General features: G+C 68.7%; 27 protein-coding genes, 1 tRNA gene and 1 pseudogene. 18 read left to right on the forward strand and 11 right to left on the reverse strand.

Annotated elements, in window-relative coordinates; all coding sequences use genetic code 11:
- Nucleotides 1-31 precede the first annotated feature (31 nt).
- Nucleotides 32-760, reverse strand: a complete 729-nt coding sequence (locus tag ORV05_RS27680) for a Clp protease N-terminal domain-containing protein (RefSeq protein WP_268754935.1) — start codon at nucleotides 758-760, stop codon at nucleotides 32-34.
- A gap of 211 nt (nucleotides 761-971) precedes the next feature.
- Here ORV05_RS27680 and ORV05_RS27685 point away from each other — a divergent pair, with 211 nt between their 5' ends.
- Both ORV05_RS27685 and ORV05_RS27690 read left to right on the forward strand, forming a co-directional pair.
- Nucleotides 972-1,928, forward strand: coding sequence for a tyrosine-type recombinase/integrase (locus tag ORV05_RS27685; RefSeq protein WP_268754936.1), 957 nt, complete (start codon nucleotides 972-974; stop codon nucleotides 1,926-1,928).
- Between the two features lie 190 nt (nucleotides 1,929-2,118).
- A complete protein-coding gene (locus ORV05_RS27690) occupies nucleotides 2,119-2,628 on the forward strand; it encodes a hypothetical protein (RefSeq protein ID WP_268754937.1) in 510 nt (169 codons plus the stop codon).
- Between the two features lie 88 nt (nucleotides 2,629-2,716).
- Here ORV05_RS27690 and ORV05_RS27695 read toward each other — a convergent pair whose 3' ends face one another.
- Nucleotides 2,717-3,175: a MarR family winged helix-turn-helix transcriptional regulator gene (locus ORV05_RS27695; protein ID WP_268754938.1), complete on the reverse strand. Its 459-nt coding sequence runs from the start codon at nucleotides 3,173-3,175 to the stop codon at nucleotides 2,717-2,719.
- A gap of 136 nt (nucleotides 3,176-3,311) precedes the next feature.
- On the opposite strand from ORV05_RS27695, the gene ORV05_RS27700 reads away from it, so the two are divergent.
- Together ORV05_RS27700 and ORV05_RS27705 are read left to right on the forward strand one after the other, a co-directional pair.
- Nucleotides 3,312-4,670, forward strand: a complete 1,359-nt coding sequence (locus tag ORV05_RS27700; protein WP_268754939.1) for an MFS transporter — start codon at nucleotides 3,312-3,314, stop codon at nucleotides 4,668-4,670.
- A 30-nt stretch (nucleotides 4,671-4,700) separates the two neighbouring features.
- Nucleotides 4,701-5,348 carry a nitroreductase family protein gene (locus ORV05_RS27705; protein WP_268754940.1) on the forward strand — a complete coding sequence of 216 codons (648 nt, stop codon included), beginning with the start codon at nucleotides 4,701-4,703 and terminating at the stop codon, nucleotides 5,346-5,348.
- 475 nt (nucleotides 5,349-5,823) lie between these two features.
- Here ORV05_RS27705 and ORV05_RS27710 read toward each other — a convergent pair whose 3' ends face one another.
- Together ORV05_RS27710 and ORV05_RS27715 are read right to left on the reverse strand one after the other, a co-directional pair.
- On the reverse strand, nucleotides 5,824-6,255 hold the full coding sequence (locus ORV05_RS27710) for an arsenate reductase ArsC (RefSeq protein ID WP_268754941.1): 432 nt from the start codon (nucleotides 6,253-6,255) through the stop codon (nucleotides 5,824-5,826).
- Nucleotides 6,256-6,416: 161 nt separating this feature from the next.
- Nucleotides 6,417-6,776 (reverse strand): Rv2640c family ArsR-like transcriptional regulator, encoded by a 360-nt coding sequence (locus ORV05_RS27715; protein ID WP_268754942.1) that lies wholly within the window; start codon nucleotides 6,774-6,776, stop codon nucleotides 6,417-6,419.
- Between the two features lie 99 nt (nucleotides 6,777-6,875).
- Here ORV05_RS27715 and ORV05_RS27720 point away from each other — a divergent pair, with 99 nt between their 5' ends.
- From ORV05_RS27720 to arsB, 4 genes are all read left to right on the forward strand, one after another.
- Entirely contained in the window at nucleotides 6,876-7,370 is a 495-nt protein-coding gene (locus ORV05_RS27720; RefSeq protein ID WP_268754943.1) for an ArsI/CadI family heavy metal resistance metalloenzyme, read from the forward strand.
- A 149-nt stretch (nucleotides 7,371-7,519) separates the two neighbouring features.
- Nucleotides 7,520-8,212, forward strand: a complete 693-nt coding sequence (locus ORV05_RS27725) for an arsenate reductase/protein-tyrosine-phosphatase family protein (RefSeq protein ID WP_268754944.1) — start codon at nucleotides 7,520-7,522, stop codon at nucleotides 8,210-8,212.
- Between the two features lie 289 nt (nucleotides 8,213-8,501).
- Nucleotides 8,502-8,801 (forward strand): ArsR/SmtB family transcription factor, encoded by a 300-nt coding sequence (locus ORV05_RS27730; protein WP_268754945.1) that lies wholly within the window; start codon nucleotides 8,502-8,504, stop codon nucleotides 8,799-8,801.
- Complete coding sequence (gene arsB / locus ORV05_RS27735; protein ID WP_326938091.1) at nucleotides 8,798-9,892, forward strand: ACR3 family arsenite efflux transporter; 1,095 nt, start codon at nucleotides 8,798-8,800, stop codon at nucleotides 9,890-9,892. Before ORV05_RS27730 ends, arsB begins: the two co-directional genes overlap by 4 nt.
- A 211-nt stretch (nucleotides 9,893-10,103) precedes the next feature.
- On the opposite strand, the gene ORV05_RS36545 is transcribed toward arsB, so the two are convergent.
- From ORV05_RS36545 to ORV05_RS27750, 3 genes are all read right to left on the reverse strand, one after another.
- Entirely contained in the window at nucleotides 10,104-10,574 is a 471-nt protein-coding gene (locus ORV05_RS36545) for a hypothetical protein (RefSeq protein ID WP_407652573.1), read from the reverse strand.
- A 141-nt stretch (nucleotides 10,575-10,715) separates the two neighbouring features.
- On the reverse strand, nucleotides 10,716-11,990 hold the full coding sequence (locus ORV05_RS27745) for a hypothetical protein (RefSeq protein WP_268754946.1): 1,275 nt from the start codon (nucleotides 11,988-11,990) through the stop codon (nucleotides 10,716-10,718).
- 68 nt (nucleotides 11,991-12,058) lie between these two features.
- Entirely contained in the window at nucleotides 12,059-12,712 is a 654-nt protein-coding gene (locus ORV05_RS27750) for a hypothetical protein (protein WP_268754947.1), read from the reverse strand.
- A gap of 387 nt (nucleotides 12,713-13,099) precedes the next feature.
- Between ORV05_RS27750 and ORV05_RS27755 the strand changes: the two are divergent.
- From ORV05_RS27755 to ORV05_RS27790, 8 genes and pseudogenes are all read left to right on the forward strand, one after another.
- Nucleotides 13,100-13,857, forward strand: a pseudogene (locus ORV05_RS27755) (transposase); the annotation flags it as partial.
- A gap of 117 nt (nucleotides 13,858-13,974) precedes the next feature.
- Nucleotides 13,975-14,274 carry an SHOCT domain-containing protein gene (locus ORV05_RS27760; RefSeq protein WP_268754948.1) on the forward strand — a complete coding sequence of 100 codons (300 nt, stop codon included), beginning with the start codon at nucleotides 13,975-13,977 and terminating at the stop codon, nucleotides 14,272-14,274.
- Nucleotides 14,275-14,593: 319 nt separating this feature from the next.
- On the forward strand, nucleotides 14,594-14,920 hold the full coding sequence (locus ORV05_RS27765; protein WP_268754949.1) for a hypothetical protein: 327 nt from the start codon (nucleotides 14,594-14,596) through the stop codon (nucleotides 14,918-14,920).
- 87 nt (nucleotides 14,921-15,007) lie between these two features.
- Nucleotides 15,008-16,138: a PLP-dependent cysteine synthase family protein gene (locus ORV05_RS27770; RefSeq protein WP_268754950.1), complete on the forward strand. Its 1,131-nt coding sequence runs from the start codon at nucleotides 15,008-15,010 to the stop codon at nucleotides 16,136-16,138.
- Nucleotides 16,135-17,379, forward strand: coding sequence for an MFS transporter (locus ORV05_RS27775; RefSeq protein ID WP_268754951.1), 1,245 nt, complete (start codon nucleotides 16,135-16,137; stop codon nucleotides 17,377-17,379). The genes ORV05_RS27770 and ORV05_RS27775 overlap by 4 nt, the downstream gene beginning before the upstream one ends.
- A gap of 595 nt (nucleotides 17,380-17,974) precedes the next feature.
- On the forward strand, nucleotides 17,975-19,180 hold the full coding sequence (locus tag ORV05_RS27780) for a helix-turn-helix domain-containing protein (protein ID WP_268754952.1): 1,206 nt from the start codon (nucleotides 17,975-17,977) through the stop codon (nucleotides 19,178-19,180).
- Nucleotides 19,181-19,208: 28 nt separating this feature from the next.
- Complete coding sequence (locus tag ORV05_RS27785; RefSeq protein ID WP_268754953.1) at nucleotides 19,209-19,892, forward strand: hypothetical protein; 684 nt, start codon at nucleotides 19,209-19,211, stop codon at nucleotides 19,890-19,892.
- A gap of 2 nt (nucleotides 19,893-19,894) precedes the next feature.
- The gene (locus tag ORV05_RS27790; RefSeq protein ID WP_268754954.1) at nucleotides 19,895-20,227 is read left to right on the forward strand and encodes a hypothetical protein; all 333 of its coding nucleotides are present in this window, start codon (nucleotides 19,895-19,897) and stop codon (nucleotides 20,225-20,227) included.
- Nucleotides 20,228-20,432: 205 nt separating this feature from the next.
- On the opposite strand, the gene ORV05_RS27795 is transcribed toward ORV05_RS27790, so the two are convergent.
- The 4 genes from ORV05_RS27795 to ORV05_RS27810 form a co-directional block, all read right to left on the reverse strand.
- A complete protein-coding gene (locus ORV05_RS27795; protein ID WP_268754955.1) occupies nucleotides 20,433-20,996 on the reverse strand; it encodes a GNAT family N-acetyltransferase in 564 nt (187 codons plus the stop codon).
- A gap of 486 nt (nucleotides 20,997-21,482) precedes the next feature.
- Nucleotides 21,483-21,555: transfer RNA gene (locus tag ORV05_RS27800), tRNA-Ala, on the reverse strand.
- A 97-nt stretch (nucleotides 21,556-21,652) separates the two neighbouring features.
- Nucleotides 21,653-22,426, reverse strand: a complete 774-nt coding sequence (locus ORV05_RS27805) for a DsbA family protein (protein ID WP_268754956.1) — start codon at nucleotides 22,424-22,426, stop codon at nucleotides 21,653-21,655.
- A 4-nt stretch (nucleotides 22,427-22,430) separates the two neighbouring features.
- A complete protein-coding gene (locus ORV05_RS27810; protein WP_268754957.1) occupies nucleotides 22,431-22,952 on the reverse strand; it encodes a MauE/DoxX family redox-associated membrane protein in 522 nt (173 codons plus the stop codon).
- 70 nt (nucleotides 22,953-23,022) lie between these two features.
- Here ORV05_RS27810 and ORV05_RS27815 point away from each other — a divergent pair, with 70 nt between their 5' ends.
- Nucleotides 23,023-23,841, forward strand: coding sequence for a glutamate ABC transporter substrate-binding protein (locus ORV05_RS27815; RefSeq protein ID WP_268754958.1), 819 nt, complete (start codon nucleotides 23,023-23,025; stop codon nucleotides 23,839-23,841).
- Nucleotides 23,838-26,234, forward strand: a complete 2,397-nt coding sequence (hrpB, locus tag ORV05_RS27820; RefSeq protein WP_268754959.1) for an ATP-dependent helicase HrpB — start codon at nucleotides 23,838-23,840, stop codon at nucleotides 26,232-26,234. Before ORV05_RS27815 ends, hrpB begins: the two co-directional genes overlap by 4 nt.

Genomic DNA, 26,234 nt, shown 5'->3' on the forward strand with positions numbered 1-26,234 from the left:
TCCCGCTCTCCTGTCCCACAGTGTCGCCACGTCATGACGTAGGCGTGTTCTCGGTGACCAGGCGAATCACCTCGGCTTCCACGGCTTCCGGGGTCAATCCCAACTCGGCGAGCACCAGCGCGGCCAAGCCCGTTTGCTGGGCTTGCAGGCCCAGCAGCAGATGCTCGGTGCCGACCTGCTCGTGCCCGAGCCGCAGGGCGGCACGCAGCGTCAACTCCAACGCCTTCTTCGCGCTGTCGGTGAACGGAATCCGCTCGGGCACCTCGCTGCTGGGATCGCGCAGTCGTACGATGACCGCGCGCTCGACAGCGGCCACGGTCAGGCCGGCCGCCGCGATCGCCTGGACACCCAGGCCGGAGCGTTCCTGGCAGATCCCAAGCAGGATGTGCTCGGTGCCGATGTAGTGGTGATGGTGCCGTCGCGCGTTGTTCTGGGCCAGCACGATGGCGTGTTGCGCCGCCCGCGTGTACCGGCCGAACGCCTTCTGTTTCACCACCGACGGCTCCGGTGGGATGTCATCGGGCGCGAACCGCTTCCGCGCAGCCTGCTTGCTGACTCCCAGCCGCGCCCCGATCTGCGTCCACGACAACCCCTGGCCGCGGGCGTTGTCCACGAAATGACCGACCAGATGATCGGCCACCTCGGCGAGACCACCCGCGACCGCGACCGCCTCCTCCAGAAGATCCAAAGCATCCCCGTCGGGATGCGCCGACTGGACCTCGCTGATCATCTCGCCAAGGCTCACCGACTTGATCACCATGGCGACAACCCTACGTTGTCGAGACCGCAAGAGACAACCGTAGGTTGTCTGCCCGCGAGTGGTTAAGACTTCAAACCAACAGCTACCGGATAATAGGCCATTATCCGGTAGATTGATCCACGACGAGGACCGGCGGCCAGTACGAACGCCTCGCCGGCCGATGCGCGACTCGTGCACGTTATCCGGTAGGTCGAACGGGACAGGTGTGGCGATGGCGGCGACGGTGACCAAGCTGAAGACCGCACGGCGCGGAACCCGCAACACCAGCGGACCGACCGTCCGCGCCGCCATCGACGCCTTCCTCGACACCCCGAAGATCAAGGGCAACCCGAACACGCTGCGCGCCTACGCCAACGTGCTCGACCGCACCGCCGATCAACTCGACGCCGAGCGCGCCCTGGCCGACATCGCGGACGCGGAGATCGGTGACGCGCTCACCGAACTGTGGGGCGACGCGAAACCGGCAACCTGGAACCGCAACCGCGCCGCCGTCGGCTCCTGGCTGGCCTGGTGCGCCGACAAGCAACACTGGACCGCGCCCGCGTTGCCGGGCTCGGCGGAGCGGCAGCGCGAGAACAACGACGACACCAAAGCCGTGTCGCGCTCCCGGATCGATCGGCTCTGCCGGCGCCGCGACCTGCCGCTGCGGGAGAAGACGCTGTGGCGGATGCTCTACGAGTCCGCCAGCCGCGCCAGCGCCGTGCTCGCCCTGAACGTCGAGGACCTGGACCTGCCCAGCAAACAGGCCAAGATCACCACCAAGGGCGGCGACACCATGTGGATCACGTGGGGCACCGACACCGCGCACCTGCTGCCCCGGCTGATCGCCGGTCGGGAGCGCGGCCCGCTGTTTCTGTCCGAGCGTCGGCCTGGCCCGCACCGCAAGGCGACCGCCGACCCGCGTGACATCTGCTCGGAGACCGGCCGTGCCCGGCTGGGCTACGACCGCGCCCGCGTCCTGCTCGCCCACTACGGCAACGGGCTACGGCTGCACCAGCTCCGCCACTCCTCGGCCACCCACCTCGGCGATGCCAACGTCTCCGCGAACGTCATCATGGCCAAGACCGGGCACAAGAGTTTGCGCAGCGTCCAGCGTTACGTCAAACCTGGCCTCGCCGCCGTCCACGAGGCCACCGAGACATTGTCCAGCCCCCGCCGAAGGGGTTGACAACGCACTAGTCGGCACCTGGCCGTAGCTTCGGGAGTCCTGCGCCAAAGCCATCCGCACGGTCGCTCGCTACACCAGACCCGGACTCGTCGCTGTCACCGAACGCCTCGACCCACCACAACGATGCAGATGACCAGGGGGCAAGAGGGGCAACGACCGCACACGTCGATCGCTCCAGCCACAGCTGGCGTTGCTCGCGACGGTGAAACACGCGGCATCCATGCCGAACCCGGTCTTCTACGAGCGGCAGCGGATGCGCATGTCCACCTGGGACACGCCGCGCTTTCTCCGCAGCTACGACGAAACCCTCGACGGCGGCCTCATCCTGCCCCGCGGCCTGGCCGACACACTCGCCTCACTCATCGGCCAGGCAGGCAGCCGACTCAACACCACAGACGAACGAGCACCAGGAGAACCGCAGGCATTCACCTTCAAAGGCACCACATTGGACCTCGCTCGCGAGGTCAGCGCGGCCGTCGGCGAGGCATGCCCGGACCTGACCGACAACGAGGCTTTCGAGCTGACGGCCGCTTCGACCCTGTTCGCGGGCGCCTTCTTTCCGGCGGCAAACCCACCGCCCGCCCTTGCCGAGGTCTACGAGCTGAATCCGGAGCTCACGGCCCTGCGGGTGTCGTTTCCGGACGCGATGAGGCGCGTCCTCACCGTGCTCATCGCCGGTTTTCCCGCGTCAAGGGCTTGAGCCACCCGTTTTCGCGGGACCGGCAGGTCGAATCGCCGTCGGCGTCCGGCCTCGTCTGGCTTCGCCTGGACACAGGAAGCCTGACAGCTCAGTCGCCGTCGAGGAGTTTACCGAGGAGCGCCGCCAGTTGGTCGCGTTCGGCGGGGGCGAGGGGCGCGAAGGTGCGTTCAAGGAACTCGGGTACCGCTTTCTCGGCCTTCGCGAGCGCGTGCTGTCCGGAACCGGTGATGGTGACCGCGTAGGCGCGCCGGTCTTCGGGGTTGCGCTCGCGGCGGACGTAGCCGGCTTTCTCCAGTTCGTCGGCGATGCCGACCATCACGCTGCGGTCGATGCGCAGTTCCTCGCTGAGCGTCTGCTGCGAGCAGGGTCCGACCGCCGCGAGCATCTTCAGCACCAGGTGTGGGCCGACGGCAAGCCCGTGCGCCGCGGCAGCCACCTCGGCGGCCCGAGCCACGACCGTCGACGCGCGACACAGTGCGATGTCCGGGCGTTCCGCCGCCAGTCGTGGAAAGTAGGTCACACGTGCCGCGGATGTCCTGGTCGGCATGCTGCCCCCCTTCTCGTGCTCCTCCGCACGCTACCACAAACCATCTGTCTACCAATCATTTGACCGCAGATCATTAAAACAGTATTGTCGCCAATCATCTGCCCAAAGATTGTTTGCATACAGACGGAGGTGGGTCGTGGCCGGTATCCACGGTCGCGGGCGGGCCGCGCTGGTGCTGTTGTGCGCCGCGGTGTTCCTGGATTCGATGGACCTGTCGCTGATGGGGGTGGCGCTGCCCGCCATCCGGCGCGAACTGTCCCTGCCGGAGGGCACCCTGCAATGGCTGGTCTCCGGCTACGCGGTCACCTACGGCGGGTTCCTGTTGCTGGGCGGCAGGCTTGCCGACCTGTTCGGCCGACGCCGGATGTTCCTGCTGTCGCTGACCGTGTTCGCGGCGGCGAGCCTGGCCGGTGGCCTGTTCTCCAGCGGAACGCTGCTCGTGGCCACCCGGATCGTGAAGGGACTGGCCGCCGCGCTGACCGCGCCCTCCGCGCTGTCGCTGATCACGACGACCTTCACCGGTGAAGCCGAGCGCGGCCGGGCACTCGGGGTCTACTCGCTGGCCGGTGCGGCCGGATACACCGGCGGGCTCGTCCTTTCCGGCCTGCTCACCGGCGTCGACTGGCGCCTGGTGTTCTTCCTGCCCGTGCCGGTCGCCCTGCTCGTCGTGGCGTTCGCGCCGGTGGCCCTGTCCCGCGACGCCCGGCGGGACGGCTCGGCCCGGGGCTTCGACGCCGGTGGCGCCGCCTCCGTGACCGGCGGGGTCCTGCTCGTCGTGTTCGCCCTGTCCGAGCGGAACTGGCCCGCCGGTGTCGTCGCCGTACTGCTGCTGGTGGCGTTCGTGCTCATCGAACGGCGACACCGGAATCCGCTCGTGCCACTCGCCATCTTTCGGCTGCCGACACTGCGCGCCGCCAACATCGCGGCCGTCGCCTGGGCCTGCGCGACCATCGGCTGGCAGTTCGTCGCCGTCCTCTACCTCCAGCAGACCCTCCACTACGACGCCCTCGCCACGGGCCTGGGAATCGCGCCGATGGGCCTGGCCATCTTCCTCGCCGCGAACCTGGCCGGAAGGCTGATCGCACGCTGGGGCCTAGGCCGGGTGGCCACTGCCGGAATGCTCGTGCAGGCCTGCGGCATCCTGCTGTTCCTGCGCGCCGACACCGCCAGCGGCTACCTCGCCGTGCTGTTGCCGGCGCTGGTGATCCACGGCATCGGCAACGGACTGTCCTTTCCCAGTCTCAACATCGCGGCCGTCGGCGGCCTGCCCGCCGACCGGCAGGGGCTGGCATCCGGGCTGATCACCTCCGCGGTCCAGATCGGCGCGGGCATCGGCGTTGCCGTGCTGTCCCTCTTCCTCACCGCACCCGGTCTGTCGGGCTACCGGCTCGCGTTCCTTGTCGCCGGATGCTTCTCCTTGTTCGGCGCGCTCGTCACCGCCCTGGGAATCCGCAATCCCCAGCAGACAACCACCCCAGTCCCCGCCCACGACTGACGAACCGTTCACCCCGAGGAGACCGATCCCATGTCACTGAACCTGTCCGCCGACGAAGTCCTGTCCACCACCCGCGCGGTCCGCAAACGTCTCGACCTGACCCGCCCGGTGCCCCGCAAGCTCATCGAGGAATGCGTCGACCTCGCCACCCAGGCGCCCACCGGACGCAACCGCCAACGCTGGCACTTCCTGATCGTCACCGACAAGGCCCAGCGCGCCGCTGTCGCCGACATCTTCCGCCGGGCCGTGCACAGCGTCGGCGGCCAGCCGCTGGGCGAGGCCGACCTGCGGCGCATGTACGCCCATCCCGAGTCCCCGCACCGGATCGCGGAGGGATTCCAGCACCTCTATGACAACATCCACCGGATTCCGGCCTTCGTCATCCCCGCCGTCGAAGGCCGCACCGACCGCGCCACCGTCCTGGAACAGTCCATGACCTGGGGATCGATCCTGCCCGCCGTGTGGAGCTTCATGCTCGCCGCCCGCGCCCGCGGCCTCGGCACCGTCTGGACCACCGCGCAGGCCCCACGGGAACGCGAACTCGCCGCAACCCTCGGCGTCCCCTACCACGACGTCATGCTCGCCGCCTTCATCCCGCTCGCGTTCACCATCGGCACCGAATTCCGCCCCGCGAAACGCATTCCGCGCGACGAAGTGCTCCACTGGAACCGCTGGTGAACCCTGGTCAGGCGACTACCGTCACGGCCAGCGCGGCCCAACCCGCGGTCGTCACCGTGAACACGGCCACGGCGAGCAACTGGAACGCCGGCGTTCGCACGAGGTGCGGTCGCAGCGCCGAACGCGATCAACACCGCGATCCACGTGGCCAGCGGCCGCACGGCGGCGCCGACCGCGACTACGGTCTGGTCCGGGCAGGCGACTCCGGTCGGGGGTGACCTCCCCACGGTGATCGCGCTCCTGATCGTCGAGCCACGGGCAAGCCAGAACCAGCTCGGTCAGGGAACCGAGGATGGTCACCGCCCGGGCGCGCGCGGCCTTCTCGGCCTGGAACCAGCGGACCGCGACGGTCATGCCGACATCCCGCCGCAACGACGGGTCCGCCCAGGCGGAAGCGACCATATGCTGCCGATGTCGTTGACGAGGTCACGGATATGGCTGCCGGTGATCACACCGGGCTGCGCGCTCGCGGGGGTCACGCCGCGGTCGCGGGTGAGATCTCCGCGATCAGGCCCTCGACCAGGGTCTTGATCTCGTCCCGGATCGGGCGAACGGCGGCCACGCCCTGCCCTGCCGGGTCGTCGAGCTGCCAGTCCAGGTAGCGCTTGCCGGGAAAGACCGGGCAGGCATCGCCGCAGCCCATCGTCACGCACACGTCGGACTCCTGCACCGCCTCGTGGGTCAGGACTTTCGGAGTCTGGGCGGAAATGTCGATACCCACCTCCCGCATCGCCTCGACCACCGCCGGGTTGACCTGGTCCGCGGGCTTGGAGCCGGCGGAACGGACCTCGACGCGGTTCCCGGCCAGATGAGTCAGCCAGGCGGCGGCCATCTGCGAGCGTCCGGCGTTGTGCACGCATACGAACAGCACCGATGGCTTGTGCCTTGTCGCGGTGGTGTCGGTCATGATGTTCCTCCGTCGCGTGGTCGTCCCGGTCATGGCTGCCGGCGCCGCACGTACCGGTACCACCAGCCCAAGACTGCTCAACACTAATTGACTCAATGAAGGGTGAGCGAGCAGAGGGCGTCAACCAGCGCCGACAGAAACGCCGCAAGCGGACAAAGTCCTCAGCGGCAGCAGTTGGGGTCGAGTACCAGACACAGGGCGGCGAGGGCTTCGCGGCGGACACGGTGGCGGACGTTCATGCCGCGCCGTTCGGACTCGACCATGCCCGCTTTGCGAAGCTGGCCAAGGTGATGGCTTACCGTGGATTCGGAGAGCCCGACCGAACCGGCGAGGTCGCCACCGTTCTCCTCACCCGCGGGGCTGGTCAGCAGCAGTGACAGCAACTTCACCCGGACCGGATCCGCGATCGCCTTGAGCCGCAGTGCCACTTCCAGGGCAGCATCATCGTCCATCGGCGCGGCGGCGACAGGGGCGCAGCAGACCGGGGTGGACATGTCGATTACGGGCAGTGCCTTAGGCATGGTCATGACCTTACTCGACTTCTTGACATATGTCGAAAAGGTGGCAGACTCAGCGAGGTCAGCTTTTCGACATATGTCTCACAAGCGGAGGTTGCCGTCATGTCCCGTGTTCAACTCGCGCTCAATGTCGATGATCTTGAGCAGGCGGTGCGGTTCTATTCGGCGCTGTTCAAGGCCGAACCGGCCAAGCGCAAGCCCGGCTATGCCAACTTCGCGATCGCCGAGCCGCCGCTGAAGCTCGTGCTGATCGAGAATCCCGGCCACGGCGGCAGCGTCAACCACCTCGGAGTCGAGGTGGAGACCTCCGAGCAGGTCCACTCCGAGATCGAGCGCCTGTCGCAGGCGGGGATGTTCACCGAAGAGCAGATCGCGACCACGTGTTGCTTCGCCACTCAGGACAAGGTGTGGGTCACCGCGCCGGATTCCGAACGCTGGGAGGTCTACACGGTGCTGGCCGACAGCGACACCTTCGGCACCGCGCCGCAGTTCGAGGACGACGCGAAGGCGCAGGCATGCTGCGGCACGGCTGAAGCCGGTTCCGGCGGTGCCGCGCCGAAGGAGCAGGCGGCGTCCGGCACGGGATGCTGCGGCTGACGAAACCTGGTCCGGGGGCACGCGCATTCCCTGACGGGCGCGCCCCTGCCCTCCCGGTTGCCGGTGGCACCGCCCGGTCGCTCGTGTAGCTGTTCCCAGGCCGCTGCCCGGGTTGACACCACCAGATCAACTCAGTCAGCATTGACTCAATGAATACTGAGTGGGTTTCTTCGGTAGTGTCGCGAGCCCAGGTGCATGCCGCGCTGGGCGAGCCCGCACGGCTGGCGATCGTGGATCGCCTGATACTCGGGGACGCCTCGCCCGGCGAACTCGGCCGCGATCTGGGCCTGCCCAGCAACCTGCTCGCGCATCACGTCAAGCTGCTGGAGCAGGCCGGTGTGATCGAACGGTCCCGGTCCGAGGGCGACCACCGGCGTACCTACCTCCGGCTGAAGCCGGCCGCACTGACCGGCCTGGCGCCGGCCGGGGTGCGCGCCGCGCCCCGGGTGGTGTTCGTGTGCACCCGGAATTCGGCGCGCTCGCAACTTGCGGCCGCGCTGTGGAAGCGGCACAGCCGCGTGCCCGCGACGTCCGCCGGTACCGACCCGGCGCCGCGCGTTCACCCGCGCGCGGTGGCGGTCGCCCGCGCGCATGGCCTGTCCTTGCCGCGAACCCGCACCACACACATCGACGACGTGCTGCGACCCCGCGACCTGGTGGTCGCGGTGTGCGACACCGCGCACGAGCACCTTGGGACCGCCGCGCCCGACCGGCTGCACTGGTCGGTGCCCGATCCCGTCCGCGCCGACACCGACGACGCCTTCGACCACGCCCTGCACGAACTCACCGACCGGGTCACCCGCCTGGCGGCCGCCGTCCCTCCTTCAGGAGACACGCGATGACCACCTTCCACCGCGACGACCTTTCCGGGGACCAACGGCACGCCCTGCGCACCGTCAGGCGAACCTGCGCCGCGAGTTCGACGGGATCCTGAGCGGCGAGACCATCGAACGCCGCGTCCGCGGCCCGCTCGCCGAACTCGGCGTTCCCGCCGAGGCAGGCCGAGACGCAGCCGACGGTGAGTCACCCTCCGCGGGATGCTCCGGGACCGGATGCCCGCGCCCACTGCGACCGATTTCACCGGCTCGGGCAGGCCGGGCATCGGCTTCTTCAATATATCATTAGATACTGATGTCACTGGATACTGATGCGTTGCGGGTGCTGGCCGACCCGTTGCGGGCCCGCATCCTGGAGTTGCTGGCCGACGAGGCGCTGTGCACCTGCCATCTGGTGGAGGCCACCGGCGCCCGGCAGACCAACGTCTCCAATCACCTGCGCCAGTTGCGGGAGGCCGGGTTGGTGGAGACCGAGCCGCACGGCCGCTACACCTACTACCGGCTGCGGCCGGACGCGGTCCAGCACGCCGCCGATTCCCTGTCCGCGCTCGCCGAACGCGCCCGTGTCCACTCCGATCTCAGGAGGCCCTGTTGAGCCAGACGACCGAGACCAAGAGTGCGGCCGCCGACGACGCCGTGCTGCAGCGGCTGTCGTTCCTGGACCGGTTCCTGCCGGTGTGGATCGGCGCGGCGATGGTCGCCGGTGTCCTGCTGGGCCGCTTCGTGCCCGGCCTGCAACGGGTGCTGGACGCGGTGAAGGTCGGCGAAGTGTCGCTACCGATCGCGCTGGGCCTGCTGCTGATGATGTACCCGGTGCTGGCGAAGGTCCGCTACGACAGGCTGGACACCGTCACCCGGGACAAGCGCACCATGATCGCCTCGCTCGTGCTCAACTGGCTCGTCGGCCCCGCGCTGATGTTCACCCTGGCGTGGCTGTTGCTGCCCGACCTGCCGGAATACCGTACGGGCCTGATCATCGTCGGCCTCGCCCGCTGCATCGCCATGGTCATCATCTGGAACGACCTCGCCTGCGGCGACCGGGAAGCCGCGGCCGTGCTCGTGGCGCTGAACTCGGTGTTCCAGGTCATCATGTTCGGGGTACTGGGCTGGTTCTACCTGCAGATCCTGCCCGGCTGGCTCGGGCTGGACACCGCGGCGCTGGATGTCGACGCCTGGACCATCGCCAAGAGCGTGCTGATCTTCCTCGGGATCCCACTGCTCGCGGGCTACCTGTCCCGCCGCGTCGGGGAGAAGACCAAGGGGCGGCAGTGGTACGAGGCGAAGTACCTGACCAAGGTCGGCCCGATCGCACTGTACGGCCTGCTGTTCACCATCGTGGTGCTCTTCGCCCTGCAGGGACACACGATCACCGCACGGCCGCTGGACGTCGCCCGGATCGCCCTGCCACTGCTGGTCTACTTCGCGATCATGTGGGCCGGCTCCTACACACTGGGCAAGGCGATCGGGCTGAACTACTCCCGGACCACCACGCTGGCTTTCACGGCGGCGGGCAACAACTTCGAGCTCGCCATCGCCGTCGCCATCGGCGTGTTCGGCGTGACCTCCGGACAGGCGCTGGCCGGGGTCGTGGGGCCGCTGATCGAAGTGCCGGTGCTGGTCGCCCTCGTCTATGTCAGCCTCTGGCTGCGTCAACGCTGGGCCCGCACCGACCCGATCAGCCGCTGATCCCGTCGCTCAGTCGACCAGCGGGTCCGGGAAGCCGAACAGGATGACCGCGGTCGGGGCCAGCACGACGATGCCGCTCACGGCGATCTGATCCTTGCCTCATCACGGCGGACCTCTTCAGCGGGCCGCCCCTTGACCAGGTAGACCGCGGCCACCGCGGAAAGGAACCGGCAGGGTGAACCGCTCCGGAGGCGCCAGTGCTGCGGTGCTGTCAGCGGTTCGTCGTGGTCTCGCTCGCGCAGGACGCCGCCGACGCCCCGGCACGTGCGGCACTGTCGATGTTGTCCTCGACCCAGCTGCCCAGCATCCGCAGTGGCACGGCCGCGCTGTGCCCGAGCTCGGTGAGCATGACGAGGACGTCGAAGAGATGTTTGCCGTGTTTTGCGGCGGTGGAGAGGTAGCTGCGGATCGCGCAGAATTGTTTGGCCCCGGTGAGGGTGCGTAGGCAGCCGGACACCTTCTGTCGCAGCTTGTCTTGCCGGTCACGCAGTCTGCGGGCCAGCGCGTTGTGTTTGCGCATGGTTTCGCTGCTGCGGTCGGCGATTTGGGTGATCCCGATCGGCACTGCCGAGCGATAGAGCCCGATCTGCCGCGCCAGCGCGTCAGCCTCGATGTGATCGGAACCAGCGGCGATGGCCTCGACCCTCAGCCTCTGCAGGGCGACCAGCCGAACCAACTGCACGCGGTTCGGGCTTCCCTATAGGGGCGTCGACCCAGCGCGACCGAGCCTTGTACAGGCGATGTGACCGCTCTGCGGTCTGGGTTGTCGCGACGAACTTGGCGTCATCGTCTGCATGCATTAGCCAAGCAAGTGCGACGGCGATCAGCGGTGTGGCCTGCTGAGTGTGCCGATGTGTTTGCCTCCCGGCGCCTGATCCGGGACGGCCTCGGGCCGGTACCCGGTCGGCGGAAAGCCTGCATCGTCGAGCATGTCATCGATTTCCCGCCGCCCTCGATCGAGTACCGGCATCAGTGCGCGCGGCGAGACATGGTCGGGCAACGGCATATCGACGATCAGGTCGCGCACTGTGAAGGGGCGGGAGATCCATTGCCATAGATCGCTCACGTGCTGCACCATCGCAGGTGTATCCAGCTCGGTGAGCGTGCGGCTGTAGTCTGTCGGGTCTTGGCCGAGGGCGGCCCGCAGCCCGGATCGACGGACGAGGCAGGGAAAGCAGTAGCCACAGTTGCCGAAGCGACCCCGCACTGCCGGAGGATGGCCGCAGCTCACCGTGCGTGCGAGCGCATCGGGAGACAGTCCGGCCGTCGTCGCCTGCTCGCATACCTCGCCCTTGGTCAGACCGAGATAGGGATTCTCGATCCGGATTTCGCCGCCGACCACGGCGATCAGCCGGTTGATCTCCGCCAGCACCCACGGGTGGGCCGACCGTGTCGAGTTTGCCCCGATCCGGCCCGGCGTCAAGGGCGGGTTCAGGGCCACCTGTCCGTTCTCGGGCATCGCGACCACCTGCAAGCGGTGCGCGGACGCCGCATAAACGGCCGTCGCGGCGAACAGGAATCCTCGCGACCGGGTACTCGGCTCCAGTCCCCCGTCGACCTTTCTCGGTTCATCGCGAACCCGTGCCAGGCGGACGGCGCCAGGCCGGATGGCGTCGATGTGGTGGCACAGCTCGATTTGTGGCACGGATCCGCGGGCGTGATCGTGCCCGATTAGCAGCAGACGCCGAGTGCCGTCGCGGACCCGGCGTGCCGCGTAGGCGCCCGAGTCGAGCCCCCCGGAGAACAGGGCGGCCTCCTCGGCCCGCCACCCCGCGAACGCGCGCTGTTGACCATCGATCGGTCTCGCTCCGGCCCGGACGCTGACAAGCCACCGGTCGCCGGTCATGACCTGGAGCACCCGGTTCAGCAGCGACAGCGGTTCCCCGTACCAAAAGCCCGGCTCGATGATCTGGACTACCAGCTCGATGTCCCGGGTCCAACGGTCAGCCGCCCGAGCACGTAGGGCTCGTTTGTCCGCCAAAAACACGGCTCGAGCCAGCGTCAGCAGATCCTCCGCCCAGATCGGCGTCGAGTCGCTCGCCAACTGCACCGCCGACCGGACCCTCGTGAGCGTGCTGCGGAAGTCCCCCTCGGTCAACGAGATCCACCCACGCCGACTGGATGACGGCGCCTGCGCCGCGAAGTCGAACCGAAACACTGCGCCACTCATGGGTTCCCGCCATCGATGCCGAACGCACGCAGGATGGCGTCTCGGGCGAGTTCACGTCCCAGGTCGACCACAGACAACCCGTCGTCGCGTTTCTCCTTCTCCTGGCAGGGAGTGGGAACCATCTCCACCACCTTCCCGGCAAGCCAGTTTACGATCTTTCCCGCGGGGTCGAGGACGGGCAGTACCGGAACCATCAGAGTGATCTTTCCCGCGATCACGGTCGCGAGGAACCCCGTGACCAGATCGGCGAAGAACAACCTGTAGATCTCGCAGAACAAGCCGTCCTCGATCGGTGTCGCGGCCGCGTCAGTGCCCGTTTCGACCGCGTGCCGCAACACCGGATGCTTGGTCAACAACGTTTCGGCGGCCTGCGCAGCGGCGCGCCGCGCGACCGCATCGGTCAGCACACCACCTTGGCCCGCGGTCCGCGCGACGAAGCGGCTCACGAACAGCTCCGCCCGTTCGTCCGCCGTGGTGCCCGCCAGCGGCCCGAGCGCCACCGGCCCCTCACGACTCAGCGCCTCCACCACATCCACCAGACCGCCCCCCACTTTTCGGCCGGTCTCGACCAAACCGAACGCGGCAGTGTCCGCGCGCAGCTCCGACTCGAGCGCCGCCAAGAACGCGGAAGCATGCCGGGCAGCCTCCACGTCCTGCCACCGCTCGACAGGTCCCGGCACTGCTCCGACCGCTCCGCCCGCGGAGGTCTCACCATCTCGCCTGGAGGACGCCGTCCCGGCCACGACGCGCTCAACCTCGATCAGGGAACGCGTCAGTGCGCCTCGGGCCGCTCGCCACGAACCACCCACCGGGCCAGGCAACTTCGTGGACGTCCCCATGGCACCCCCCTGCTGGTCCCCTCTCACTTAAAACCACTGTTCGTTGCCACTCAACAGCTTTCCGTAACTCCACCCGTCTGGAGCAATCCAGCGGCGGCCAAATCAGATTCGTCCTGGACTGCTACGGCCAGCCGGTTGGCGGCAGTTGGCAAACCCTGACGCAGCGCGGCCCCGATCGCGCTATCGGCGCCAAGGGCGCGGGGGTACGGGTTTCATCCGCTGGGTGCGTGGGCTGACCACGTGTCGAAGGCACCGGCGCACCACTGGTGATCATGTTGTGGCCGGGCAACGCCGGCTCCAACACCGCTGCTGACCACCAGCAGGTGTTGGCGGCTGCGTTGGCGCGATTGCCGTTGCAGTCTGGGCATCGGGTAGACAGGAAAGTGTTGGTGCGCACTGATTCCGATGGCGGAACTCGCGAATTCGTGTGCTACTGCCAGCAGCGTCGGTTGCAGTATTCGGTCGGGTTCACCCTCACCACGCTCACCGCCGCCGCGGTCGAGAAGATCCCTGAGCATGTGTGGACACCCGCCTACGAGGCCGACGGCAAGGTCCGGGATGGGGCGTGGGTGGCCGAGCTGACCGGGTTGATCGATCTCACCGGCTGGCCGCCCGGGATGCGTGTGATCGTGCTCGCCGAACGCCCGCACCCCGGCGCGCAACTGCGGTTCACCGACCGCAACGGGTTGCGGCTGACCGCGTTCGCCACCAACACCTCCCGCGGCCAGCTGCCCGATCTCGCCTGGCTGCAACTGCTCGCCCTGCATGGGCACGACGCAAGCCGCTGGGAACCCAAACGTCTGTGCCTGCGGCTGTTCTCCGCCGCCGCCCGGCTCACCCGTCAAGCACGGCAAACCCAGCTCCGGTTCGCCACACACTTGGCCTGGATCAAACTGATTACCACCGCACTGACCCATCTGTCTGATTGTGTAGGTGGTGTGGGGGCTTGGAAGTAGCCGCGGACGAGGTGGGGTTGGCGCTGACGGCGGCAGACGCACTTGGGCCCGTGCCGGGCGTGGCCGGAAGCGGGGAAGCCTCGAAGCATCGGCGATCGAGCGATCAGGAGGCCTGCGATGATGTTCTGGGGCGGTTACGGCATGGGTGGCTGGGGATACGGGCTTTCGATGCTGGCCATGGTTCTGTTCTGGGGTGCGGTGATCGCGGGAATCGTCGCCCTGGTCCGCCACACCGGGCGCACTTCACGACACCAGGAGCCCGCGACGGGGACGCAGCAGCACACTCCCGGTCAGACACCCGAGCAGACACTGGCGGAACGGTTCGCCCGCGGTGAGATCGACGAGGACGAGTACCGGCGGCGCTTGGAGGTTCTGCGCTCCGGCGCCGCGCACCCGGGTACCGGAGAAGGGCGCTGAACCGCCGGTGCCGACGGCCAAGGCTTCGTCCCGGGTGCCCATGCGCTGGGCACGCCCTCTACCGCAGGGACGCACGCCGCCACCCTGAGGGCGACCATCAGTACCTGTGTGCCATCCCCGGCTAGGCACGGGAAGGCATGACTGGACCTTCACCGTCCCGCTGCCGTCCTCCTGGCACCCGCGCACGCTCGCCCCGGCCGCTCACACCTTGGAGCGACTGGCCGACCGGTGCCTCTCGGGCCGAAGCCCCGGTTCTGCTAGATTCGCCACCGTGCGTGTCCGTTCGGCTACCCGTTGTCGGGCCGTCATCGTCCTGGTGATGCTGGGGCTGCTGATCGGCGCCGTCCTTCACCCGGAGGCCGGGTCGGAAGGCGCCGTTCCCGTCGGCCACGCCATCCTGCTGGGCGCGAGCCCCTCCGGCGGACAATCGCCAGCGGGTGAACACGACGCTCATCTGAACCACCCCCAGGCGGCCTCCGTCACGACCCGGTCCGGCGGTGAGACCGCACAACTCGCCGTCGAACCCATCCCGCCCGCCGCGTCTGGCGTCCCGGTGCGATCGCCGGTGAGCACGGCCGCGCCGGTGCGCCCAGCGGACCAAGCTGGGCGGAGACATCTTCTCGATCTCGGCGTGTTGCGCATCTGATCGCGCTTTCAGCGCCCGCTGCCGAGGCTTGTCCTTCGAAGGCGGCGCAGCCGGTCATGCCCGCAATCAGCGAGAGATCGAAGGTCGATGAACGTCCTACCCCAGCAATGCACTCTGCCTGCCCCCGCTCAGTTGCTCAACTCCGGCCCGTGCTGCCACTCGCTGGCTCGCGCCGTCGGCAATACGCCGGTGCTGTGGATCGACGCCGCCGGCGACCCGGGCCGTGGATTCTGGGCCAAGCTCGAAGGTTTCAACCCCGGCGGGATGAAGGACCGGCCAGCACTGCACATGGTCGCCAAGGCCCGGGACCGGGGTCAGCTCGCCATCGGCGACCCGATCATCGAGTCCACCAGCGGCACCCTCGGCCTGGGACTCGCCCTGGCCGGCAGCGTCTACGGCCACCCCGTCACCCTGGTCACCGACCCGGGCATGGAACCGATCGTGCGGCGCATGCTCACCGCCTACAGCGCCCGCGTGGAACTGGTCAGCGAGCCGCATCCGGTGGGTGGCTGGCAGCAGGCCCGCCGCGACCGCGTCGAGCGCCTGCTTGCCGAGCAGCCTGGGGCGTGGTGCCCCGACCAGTACAACAACCCGGACAACGTCGCCGCCTACGCGACACTGGCCGATGAGCTGGCCGCCCAGCTCGGCCGGATCGACATCCTGGTCTGCTCGGTCGGCACCGGCGGCCACTCCGCCGGAACGTTCCGTGCACTGCAACACCATTTCCCGCACGTGAAACTCATCGGCGTGGACACGATCGGCTCGGCCATCTTCGGGCAGCCCGCCACCACCCGCCTCATGCGGGGCCTCGGTTCCAGTATCCATCCCGGCAACGTCGACTACGGCGCCTTCGACGAAGTGCACTGGGTCGCCCCGCACGAAGCGGTGTGGACCTGCCGCCGCCTCGCGGCAACCCACCACGCCACCGGCGGGTGGAGCGTGGGCGCCGTCGCGCTCGTCGCAGGCTGGGTGGCACGCACGCACGACCCGGACGTCCGTATCGCCGCGGTGTTCCCCGACGGGCCGCACCGCTACTTCGACACCGTTTACAACGACGACTACTGCGCCCGCCACGGCCTGCTCGACACACCGCCCCCAGCGGAACCGGAGACCATTGCCCATCCCGATGAGCAAGCGGTCACCCGGTGGACCAGGTGCCGCGAGGTCCTCGCTCCCGCCTCGTCGGGCGCTTTCCTGGTCAAGGAAGGCAACCGATGACGCACCTGGCCCAGCGGTTCCGCTCATTCGGCAGGCCGACCCGGCTGTTGATGGTCAACCAGTTCACCATCAACCTCGGCTTCTACATGCTCATGCCCTACCTCGCCACCTACCTCTCGGGACCGCTCGGACTGGCGGGCTGGGCGGTCGGGCTGGTACTCGGCGTGCGGAACTTCTCCCAGCAAGGCATGTTCCTGCTCGGCGGCACACTCGCGGACCGTTTCGGATACAAGCCGCTCATCGTCGCGGGCTGCCTGTTGCGCACCGCCGGATTCGCCCTGCTCAGCGTGGTCGGCTCACTGCCCGCGCTCATCGTCGCCTCCGCGGCCACGGGGTTCGCCGGAGCCCTGTTCAACCCCGCGGTCCGCGCCTACCTCGCCGAGGACTCCGGGCCGCGGCGGCTGGAGGCGTTCGCCGTGTTCAACGTGTTCTACCAGGGCGGGATCCTCGCCGGCCCTCTCGTCGGGCTGGCGCTGACCGCTGTCGACTTCCGCCTCACCTGCCTGGTCGCGGCCGCGGTGTTCGCCGTCCTCACCCTCGTTCAACTTCGAGCGCTTCCTCCATGGGCGATGAGGAACTCCGGAAAGCGGAGCTCCATACTCGCCCAATGGCGGACGGTGGCCTCCAACCGCACGTTCATGCTCTTCGCCCTGGTGATGACCGGCTCCTACGTGCTGTCCTTCCAGACCTACCTCGCACTACCGATGGAAGCGCGACGCGTCGCCGGCTCGGCGACCGCGGGGGACGCTCTCGTGGCCGGGCTGTTCGCGGTTTCCGGAGTGCTTGCCCTCGCCGGGCAGTTGAAGGTCACGGGCTGGTTCAAGGCACGGTTCTCCCCCGGCACCTGCCTGGTCATCGGCATGGCCCTGATGGCACTGGCTTTCGTCGCACCCGTGATCGCGGCCCGCGCCGGCTCGATCCCGGCCGCCATCGCTCTCGTCGCAGCCGCCGGGATGCTGGCACTGGGCACGGTCGCGGTGTTCCCGTTCGAAATGGACACCGTCGTCCGCCTCTCGGGCGAACGACTGGTGGCCACACACTACGGCTTCTACAACACCATCGTCGGCGTGGGCATCCTGCTGGGAAACCTCGGCACCGGCACAGTGTTCGACCTGGCACGTGCGGCCGGATGGCCGGAGATCCCCTGGCTGGGGCTGGCCTTGCTCGGCAGCCTCTGCGCACTGGGACTGCGCCGCCTCGACCGCGGCCGCCGACTGGCGGCCGAAGCCGCGGCGGCGTGAACGGGGGGCCTTTACGGGACCCCGCGGCGAGAAGACCCATCGGGCAGCACAACAGCGACGCTGTCGGCCACGGCCACGCCGATGCCCCAGCCGTGAGCCCGCCGACACTGGCAGGGTGAGGCGATCGGGCCAGCACGTAGGTCGTGAACGCCTCCCAGGCGACGCGACCATCGACGAAAACCCAGGCCGGGGTGCGGCCTCGTGCGCCTGGTCGAGCAGTGCGCGAGCCACAGTGCCGGGCTGACCGTGCAGGGCCTGTGCGCTGATCCACCACGACGGCTGGTTGTCGGCGATGCGGGTGGCGTCGACGAAACGGATGGGTACTGCGAGGTCAGTGACGACCTCTGGCGCCATCTCAATGAAGCTGCCGGGGTAGACGCTCCCGACAGGCCACTACCGCTTCGTAACCGTTCGGGCCGAGGAGCTGAGCGAACGGAGTGTTTTCAGCGGTCGAGGAACGGAATCATCTGTCGGCGCTGTTCCTTCTCCATCGCGTGCACATCCCTTACAAGAAGCGGGTGAACGTCCTGGTCGCGCCGAGTCTGTTCCGTAACATTGAGTCCGGGACGCCACTGACGGATGGAGGGGCAACCTCATGGACGAGGCGGAAAGCGGTGTCGCGCAACGAGTTGCCGAATGGCGCAAGCTGGCTGGTCTGACGCAGAACCAGTTGGCCAGCAGGGCCAACGTGTCCGCATCGCCGGTGCGCAAGGTCGAGCAAGGCCGCGCGCCCGCCTCCCCGGCCTTCGTCGCCGCCGTAGCACGTGCGCTCAATACCGGTGTCGCGGATTTACTGGGGCAACCATTCGCGCAACGCACTCGCACTGAACACCGGCTTCATGCCACGATCCCGCCGTTGAGGAGGGAACTCGCCGCGCACAACGTCGCACCCGACGAGGGCGTGCAACCACGCTCGCTGGACGATCTAGCGAAAGCGGTTGCCCTGGCATCACACCATCATCACGCGGTCAACCTCGATGCTCTGGGTAGCGAGCTTCCGGGTTTGCTCGCCGAGCTGCGCGCCCAAGTGTGGAGTACGACCGGGGCCGAGCAGGAACGGGCCTACTGGCTGCTGACCGAGGCTTACTACGCGGCCAGCCAGGCTGCCTACAAGCTCGGATACATCGACCTGGCCTCCTTGGCCGTGGACCGTTACGAGTGGGCCGCCGAACGCAGCGGCGACGAACTGGCAATCCTGGTCGGCGACTATCAACGCGCGGGCGAGATGATCGGCGCGGCCGACTGGAACGGCGCTCTCCGACTGCTCGAACAGAGCCGCGCCCGCATCGCCGACCAGATCTCGAGCAACGACGCGCCCACCCTCGCCGTGTGGGGCAGCCTCCACCTCAAGTCCGGCTTGGCCGCCGCCCGGGCCGGCGACCTGGCCACCGCCGACGCGCACTGGAACGAGGCCAACGAAGCGGCCCAACGGCTCGGCGCTGACCGGGACGACTACCGCCTCTGCTTCGGCCCGACCAACGTCAACATCTGGTCCGTCGGTCTCGCGGTCGAGGCAATGGACGGCACCGAGGCGGTCAAGCGCGCCCAACGGTTCGACATCCCACCCCAGACCCAACGCGAACGTGCCGGCCACCACTGGATCGATGTCGCGCGTGGTTTCCTGCTGCACGGTGACCTCGACAAGGCCACCCGCAGCCTCTACCGGGCCAAGGAAATCTCGCCGCAGCAGACGAAGTACCACCCGATGGTCCACGAGACCATCCGGACACTGGCACGGGCTCGCCGGCGGACGGATCCGGTCGCGCGCCTCGCCGCATGGGCCGGCGTCCAGAACCCTTGACAAGACCTCCGGGCCGAGGTGAAAACGCATGCCGTCACTGGGCGAGGTGATCGCGCAGCTTCATGTGGCGCTCCAGCTGATCGGCAACGCACGAGCCCATCTCACCGACGCCAACAGTCTGCTCGACGAATCCAGCCAGCTGTTCACGCAGGTCTGGCAGACTTCTCCCAACCCGCTGGCCGCCCAAACCCTGGCAGCGGTTTCCGAGGCCCAACAGGCCATCGCCGATCGGCACCAAGGCCTGGAAAGCGCGACGAATGCCGTGCAGGGCTACCTGCAGGGTCTTGGCGCGGACAGCACTGCCGCAAGCCCACCCCAAGGAAACCTGCCCCCTCCAGCCGCACAGGCCGCCCCGGCCCGCGCGGGCAAGGGCCGCCCAGCGGCCGTCGCCGGTCAGTGGCAGGGCAAGAACGCCGCCGAACACGCGCGCGACGCGGGCAAGTTGATCGGCCGCGCACCGGCCAAACCGAAGAAGCGCCCCATCCGGGAGGTTCGTTCACTCGAAGAGCTGGACGAGTTGTTCGCCGCCCTGTCGGCGGGTGGTCAGAAGATCGAAGCACCAACCTACGCGGGCTCCGTGCTGTTGTTCCCCGACGGAACCAGGATCGGTTACCGAGTGAAGTCAAAGACTACAGTGGAACCGACCATCGACATCACAGCGCCAGGCGGGTGGTCGTTGAAGATCCACGTCAACACACAGGGGTGGGACTAGCGATGCTGGAGGAGTTGCGAACTCAGCTTCTTGAAGCCGCCGAAGACGACTGGATCTACTTCGCCGAACTGATGGGCATGGTGCGCGACGTCACCGGATCAAGTGACGACCTCCTGAACAAGGCGGGACAGGCCGCGGCGCAGTTCGTCCGGGAAGGCGCCATCGTCCCCGGCACGCTCACCGAAGCGGACGGGTTCACACCCTGGCCGACCAGCCCCACGGAGTCGGCCGAACGGATCGAAACGGAAGTAGCCGCGATGCTCCGCGACGGGGTTGAACCCTCGCTCGGAGACGTGTGCTGGTTCGATCTACCGAAAGACACTGCATCGACGTGAGCCCGGCGGCGTCAGCTGAGCAATACGCTCGCGAAAGCGCCGATGATCAGGGCCAAGGGGTAGTTCACACTTTGTACTCGGGCCACCGAGCGACACGACGCACGAGCAGTCCACCGCCTTAACCATGCCAGCCACCCCGCGCGGCAACGGATGGCCACCAGGGGGCTTCGGCAGCGCGGGATAGTGGCACCGCAACGGCGCTCTCTCAGCTCCCAGCCGTCTCGTTGATCGCCGCGTAGAGCACGGAGTCCCGCCAGGTCCCACGAAGGAACACGTGACTGCGCAGCCTGCCTTCACACCGCATACCGATCTTCTCCAGCACACGCGCGCAGGCCACGTTCTCCGGGCGGCATGTCGCCGCGATACGTCGAAGCCCCAAGCGCTCGAAGCCGAACAGCAGAAGCAGTCGACCAGCCTCGGTCGCGTATCCCCGCGACCAGACCTCTCGGTGGAAGACGTAACCCAACTCGCCACGAGCATGCTCGCGACTCGTCACCCGCAGCGCGGCGGACCCCACCAGCCGACCCGAATCCCGCTCGACCACAGCGAGATTGAACTCCGACCGCTCCGCACTGCGCGCCTGCGCCAACACGCCACGCAGGAACACTCGAGTGTCCTCAGCACTGTTGGGACCCCAACCGGTGTAGCGAGTCACCTCACGATCGCTGGCAAACGCATGCACAGACAACTCATCCGAGGCGACGAAGTCGCGCAACAACAGCCGCTCGCCCATCAGGCAAAACCCGTCGCGCTCGCACGCCTCGAACATCCGACCCCCAACCGCTCACAGCGCCCTCAATCCCAGCCAGTCTGCACGACCCGGCCAACCAAGGCAGAACGATTAACGACCCCCGGGGCTCCGCCCCGGCCGTGTCCCGGCCCCGTCGACGTTCACCAGCGAGCCACTGATCCCGGCGGCGAAGCCATTTCCACAAGGCGGTGGGGACCCGTGGCGGATACGCGGCTGCAGGGAGAACGGGAGTGGTTCGGAGACAGAACGGCATGACCTGGTCGGCACAGCGAACGACGCACGCAGAGCCGCCGCAGAAAGATTCTGCCAAACAACACCCAGCCGGGTGACCAGGCTGGAGCAGTTTTGGGTGACCCCATTTGAAACGGGGTCATGCACTGCTCCAGTTTTGCTCCACCTACTGAACGGTAACTTGACAGCGGTCCACAATGGACCAATTTTCGGTGGACCAAAAAACAGCGCCCGGCCTGCGGAAACCGCAGTGCCGGGCGATCATGAAAACTGTGGAGCTAAGGGGACTCGAACCCCTGACCCCCTCACTGCCAGTGAGGTGCGCTACCAGCTGCGCCATAGCCCCGAGACCGGAGTGGACTCCGTGTCCGTCTGCGTATACGTTACAACACCCTCGAACCAGTGTTGCAGCGGGGGTCCGCAACCGCGGACCCCCGCTCGCGTCACGCCTGGTTCACCAGGTTGGTCAGCCAGTTCGGGTCGGTCCAGTCGACCCGCGTGCCGTTGTGCAGGACGGTGGGTGTGCCCTGGAACGACGGGTCCTGGGACAACTGCTGGAAGGCCGCGTTGATCTGCTGGTCGTAGGTCCCGTTGTTGACGCAGGTGCCGAACTCGGGCGCGGTGATGCCCAGGTCCTGGCCCAGCTTCGTCAACTGTGCCTTGTCGTAGCCGCGCTTGCCTTCTTCGGGCTGGCTGGCGAACAGGCTGTCGTGGAACGGGGTGAACTTGCCCTGGTCGGCGGCGCACAGGGCGGCGTTGGCCGAGTCGAGCGAGTAGCCGGGCGGGTCGGAGCGGTTGTTCAGCAGCGGGATCATGTGATAGCTGACCTGCAGGTTCCCGGACTTGATCTGCTGCTCGATCTGACTGCCGTAGGCCTTCTGCAGCTGCCCGCAGTACGGGCACAGGAAGTCGGCGTAGATGTCGACCTTGACCTTGGCGTCGGCCTTCCCGGACACGACCACGACACCCTGCCGCTCGGCCGGATTGTCCAGGGAAGCGCCGGTGGTCTGCGGCGGGATCGCCTGGCCCGCGGTGTTGTTCTTCGACGCGTTCGTCCAGAGCACGCCACCGATGACGACCGCGGCCAGCACCACCACGGCGACCACGGCCACGATCACCCTCCGGTTGCCGCCGGCGGAACCGCGCGCCTGGGCCACCGCCCTCGCCCCCGCCGACTGCTGCTGGCGCTTGCGCACGGAACGTTCCGCTCCACCCACTTGATCAGATCCTTTCTGCTTCGCTCACCGGCTCGTCCGGGGCGGGCTCCCGCTCTCCGGCATGGAGCCAGCCGTCCACGGCGAGCCGTGTCCTGGACCGGAGGATCAGCCAGCCGGCCAGCACCAGGAAGCCGACGTCACGAGCGATCTCCTGAGGATATTGCGTCTGCCCTTGCGTCACCTGGCCACCGCCGCCGAAGCAGCCGCAGTCGATGGTCAGCCCGCGCGCCCAGGACTGGGCGACCCCGGCGATGAACAGCACCAGAAGGACCGCCGAGGCCACCGCGGTGATCCGGGTGAGCAACCCCGCCAGCAGAAGCACACCGAGCGCGAGCTCCAGCAGCGGCAGGGCCGTGGCCACCGGGTGTACCAGGGCGGACGGCAGGATCTCGTAGGCCTTCACCGCGAGGTACGTCTGCCCGGGGTCCGAGATCTTGATCGACCCGGACACCAGCCAGACCGCGGCGAGGCCGAGGCGAACCAGAGTCCCGGCGACATCGAGCACGGGTTGGGAAGGGCGGAACACACTCCTAGGCTATCCGCGGGTCCTTCAGAGCGCGGTGAAGTATCGCCGCCCCAGCGGGAGGGAGTCGCCCGTGCCCCTCGTCCGAGTGATGATCGTTGTCGCGCTCCTCTGCGGGCTCACCGCCTGTTCCCGGCACGCCCCTGGCACGCTGCTGGGCAAGGCCGACGACGGCCGTCTGGTGATCGGGATCCGCTTCGACCAGCCAGGTTTGGCCGAACACACCCCCGATGGCCGGTTCGTCGGATTCGACGTGGAGGTCGCCACCTATCTCGCCGGGCAGCTCGGCGTGAAGCCCTCGGAGATCGTCTGGCGGGAAACCATGTCCTCGACCAGAGAGACGGATCTCACCTCGGGGGCGGTCGATCTGGTCGTCGCGACCTACTCCATCACGCCGCAACGCGAGCAGCTCATCGCCTTCGCCGGGCCCTACTTCGAAACGGGCCAGGACCTTCTGGTGCGCCGCTCCGACACCACGATCGGCGGCCCCGAATCGCTCGACGGGCGCCGGTTGTGCTCGGTGGCGGGCTCGACTCCCGCCCAAGAGGTCAAGAACCGGTTCGCGAAGGCCGTGCGGCTGGTCGAGTACCCGCGCTATCCGGACTGCGTGACCGCACTCCTGGCGGGCCAGGTCGATGCGGTGACCACCGACGGCGTCATCCTGGCCGGCTACGTCACCCAGAACCCGGAATTGCTGAAGGTGGTGGGCAAGCCCTTCTCACAGGAGCGGTACGGCGTCGGCCTGCGCCGGAACGATCCGGAGGGCCGCGCGGCCGTGGCGGGCGCGATCCAGCGGATGATCGACAGTGGAGCCTGGCTGACCGCGCTGAAGGCCACGATCGGCCCCTCCGGCTATCCCCTTCCCGCACCACCTACCGTGACCGAACGATGAACCTGCCCGACCTCCCCGTCCGAGCGGTACTCGGCGAACTCGACGCTGCCCTGTCGGCCCACGGCACCGCGGTCCTCGTCGCACCGCCGGGCACCGGCAAGACCACGCTCGTCCCGCTCGCGCTGGCCGAACACGCACAGGGGCGCATCGTGGTGGCCGAACCCCGACGGCTCGCGGCGCGCGCCGCGGCGGCCCGGATGTCCGCCCTGCTCGGCGAACCCGTCGGGGAGACGGTGGGCTACTCGGTCCGGGGCGATCGCAAGGTGTCCGCCCGCACCCGGATCGAGGTGGTGACCTCGGGGCTGCTCGTGCGGCGGGTGCAGGGCGATCCCGAACTCGGCGGCGTGCACACCGTGGTGCTCGACGAGTGCCACGAGCGGCATCTCGACGCCGATCTGCTGCTGGCGCTGCTTCTCGACGTGCGCGCGGGTCTTCGCGAGGACCTGCGGCTGCTCGCGACCTCGGCGACCGTGGCCGCGGACAAGCTCGCCTCGCTGCTCGGTTCCGCGCCGGTGATCACCGCGCACGCCCGGACCTTCCCCGTCGAGCTCCGCTACCAGCCCCCGGCCCGGGACGAGCGGATCGAATCCGCCGTCGCCCGCACGGTGCGCCGGGCACTGGCGGAGGCGGACGGGGATGTGCTGGCGTTCCTGCCCGGCGCCGGTGAGATCGGCCGGGTTTCGGGACTGCTGGGCGAGGTGTCCGAAGTGGATGTGCTGCCGCTGCACGGCAGGCTTCCCGCGGCACGCCAGGACGCCGCGCTGCGGCCCGGCTCCCGGCGACGTGTCGTGCTGGCCACCGCGGTGGCGGAATCCAGCCTCACCGTGCCGGGAGTACGGGTGGTCGTCGACTCCGGCCAGGCCCGGGTTCCGCGCGTGGACCATCGCCGTGGCCTGCCCGGCCTGGCCACGGTGCGGGTGTCCGCGGCGGTGGCCGAGCAGCGGGCAGGCCGGGCGGGCCGCGAGGCGCCCGGCGTCGCCTACCGGTGCTGGGCGCACCACGACCAGGCCACGCTGCCCGCCTATCCGGAACCGGAGATCCGGACCGCGGAACTCTCCCGGCTGGCGCTGGAACTGGCCTGCTGGTCGACTCCGGACGGGAGCGGGCTGTCGTGGTGGGACCCGCCCCCGGAAGGCCCCCTGTCCGCTGCCCGGGAACTGCTGCGCACCCTGGGCGCGGTCGCCTCCGACGGCACGGTGACCGGACGCGGCCGGGACATGGCCGAGCTGGGCCTTCATCCGCGGCTGGCTCGCGCGTTGCTGGACGGGGCCGCCGAGGTCGGTGCTCGCCCGGCGGCCGAGGTGGTGGCCCTGCTCGACACCGGCTCGACGCTCACCGACCTGGAGGCGGAACTGCGCAGGCTGTCCGCCGCCGGAGACCAGCGGTGGCGCACCGAGGTCCGGCGGCTGGCCAAGCTGGTGCGGGGCGGACCGGATCGCCCGGATCCGGCGCTGGTGGTCGCCCTGGCCTACCCCGAACGCCTGGCGCGACGGCGCGAGAAGGGCTCACCGGTCTACTTGATGGCGGGAGGCACGGCGGCCGAACTGCCCGCCGGCAGCGGCCTCGGCGACGTGGAATGGCTGGCCGTTGCCGAGGCCACCCGTGATCCCGGACGGGCGCACGGCGTGATCCGGCTCGCCGCGCGGGCCGACGCCGAGCTGGCCGCCAGGGCCGCCCCGAACCTGCTGTCCGAAGCCGAGGAGGTGGCCTGGTCGGGCGGGGACGTCCTCGCCCGGTCGGTGCGGCGGCTCGGGGCGATCACGCTCGGGCAGCGACCGCTACCCGAGCCGGATCCCGGCCGGGTGTCCGCGGCGCTCGCGGAAGGGTTGCGCAAGGAGGGGCTCGGCCTGCTGCCCTGGCCGCCTGAGGCGGAACGGCTGCGGCAACGGCTGGCCTTCCTGCACGAGGTGCTGGGCCCGCCGTGGCCCGGGGTGGACGACGACGAACTGCTGGCCCGTCTCGACGAGTGGTTGCCGGAACTGGGGACGGCACGGCGGCGCGCGGATCTGGCCCGGATCGACACCGCGGCCGCGCTGCGCCGTCTGCTGCCGTGGCCGGAGGCAGCACGGCTCGAAGAGCTCGCCCCGGACCGGATCGAGGTTCCCTCGGGCTCCCGTATCCGCCTGGACTACGGCTCGGGCAAGCCGGTGCTGCCGGTGAAACTGCAGGAGACCTTCGGCTGGCTGGACACCCCGCGCGTGGCCGGTGTCGCGGTGGTCCTGCACCTGCTGTCCCCGGCGGGGCGTCCCGCCGCCGTCACCAGCGACCTCCGGTCCTTCTGGCGGCAGGGCTATCCGGCGGTACGGGCGGAGCTGCGCGGGCGGTATCCGAAGCACCCGTGGCCGGAGGACCCGCTGACCGCGACCGCCACCCGCCGCACCACGCGGCGCTAG

The sequence above is a fragment of the Amycolatopsis cynarae genome (assembly GCF_026802195.1).
Lineage (GTDB): Bacteria > Actinomycetota > Actinomycetes > Mycobacteriales > Pseudonocardiaceae > Amycolatopsis_E > Amycolatopsis_E rhizosphaerae.

Coding starts and splice junctions, on each gene's coding strand:
- ORV05_RS27680 (WP_268754935.1), bottom strand. CDS start 760: ATGGTGATCAAGTCGGTGAGCCTTGGCGAGATGATCAGCGAGGTCCAG.
- ORV05_RS27685 (WP_268754936.1), top strand. CDS start 972: ATGGCGGCGACGGTGACCAAGCTGAAGACCGCACGGCGCGGAACCCGC.
- ORV05_RS27695 (WP_268754938.1), bottom strand. CDS start 3,175: ATGCCGACCAGGACATCCGCGGCACGTGTGACCTACTTTCCACGACTG.
- ORV05_RS27705 (WP_268754940.1), top strand. CDS start 4,701: ATGTCACTGAACCTGTCCGCCGACGAAGTCCTGTCCACCACCCGCGCG.
- ORV05_RS27710 (WP_268754941.1), bottom strand. CDS start 6,255: ATGACCGACACCACCGCGACAAGGCACAAGCCATCGGTGCTGTTCGTA.
- ORV05_RS27715 (WP_268754942.1), bottom strand. CDS start 6,776: ATGCCTAAGGCACTGCCCGTAATCGACATGTCCACCCCGGTCTGCTGC.
- ORV05_RS27720 (WP_268754943.1), top strand. CDS start 6,876: ATGTCCCGTGTTCAACTCGCGCTCAATGTCGATGATCTTGAGCAGGCG.
- ORV05_RS27725 (WP_268754944.1), top strand. CDS start 7,520: ATGAATACTGAGTGGGTTTCTTCGGTAGTGTCGCGAGCCCAGGTGCAT.
- ORV05_RS27730 (WP_268754945.1), top strand. CDS start 8,502: ATGTCACTGGATACTGATGCGTTGCGGGTGCTGGCCGACCCGTTGCGG.
- ORV05_RS27760 (WP_268754948.1), top strand. CDS start 13,975: ATGATGTTCTGGGGCGGTTACGGCATGGGTGGCTGGGGATACGGGCTT.
- ORV05_RS27765 (WP_268754949.1), top strand. CDS start 14,594: ATGCTGGGGCTGCTGATCGGCGCCGTCCTTCACCCGGAGGCCGGGTCG.
- ORV05_RS27770 (WP_268754950.1), top strand. CDS start 15,008: ATGAACGTCCTACCCCAGCAATGCACTCTGCCTGCCCCCGCTCAGTTG.
- ORV05_RS27775 (WP_268754951.1), top strand. CDS start 16,135: ATGACGCACCTGGCCCAGCGGTTCCGCTCATTCGGCAGGCCGACCCGG.
- ORV05_RS27780 (WP_268754952.1), top strand. CDS start 17,975: ATGGACGAGGCGGAAAGCGGTGTCGCGCAACGAGTTGCCGAATGGCGC.
- ORV05_RS27785 (WP_268754953.1), top strand. CDS start 19,209: ATGCCGTCACTGGGCGAGGTGATCGCGCAGCTTCATGTGGCGCTCCAG.
- ORV05_RS27790 (WP_268754954.1), top strand. CDS start 19,895: ATGCTGGAGGAGTTGCGAACTCAGCTTCTTGAAGCCGCCGAAGACGAC.
- ORV05_RS27795 (WP_268754955.1), bottom strand. CDS start 20,996: ATGTTCGAGGCGTGCGAGCGCGACGGGTTTTGCCTGATGGGCGAGCGG.
- hrpB (WP_268754959.1), top strand. CDS start 23,838: ATGAACCTGCCCGACCTCCCCGTCCGAGCGGTACTCGGCGAACTCGAC.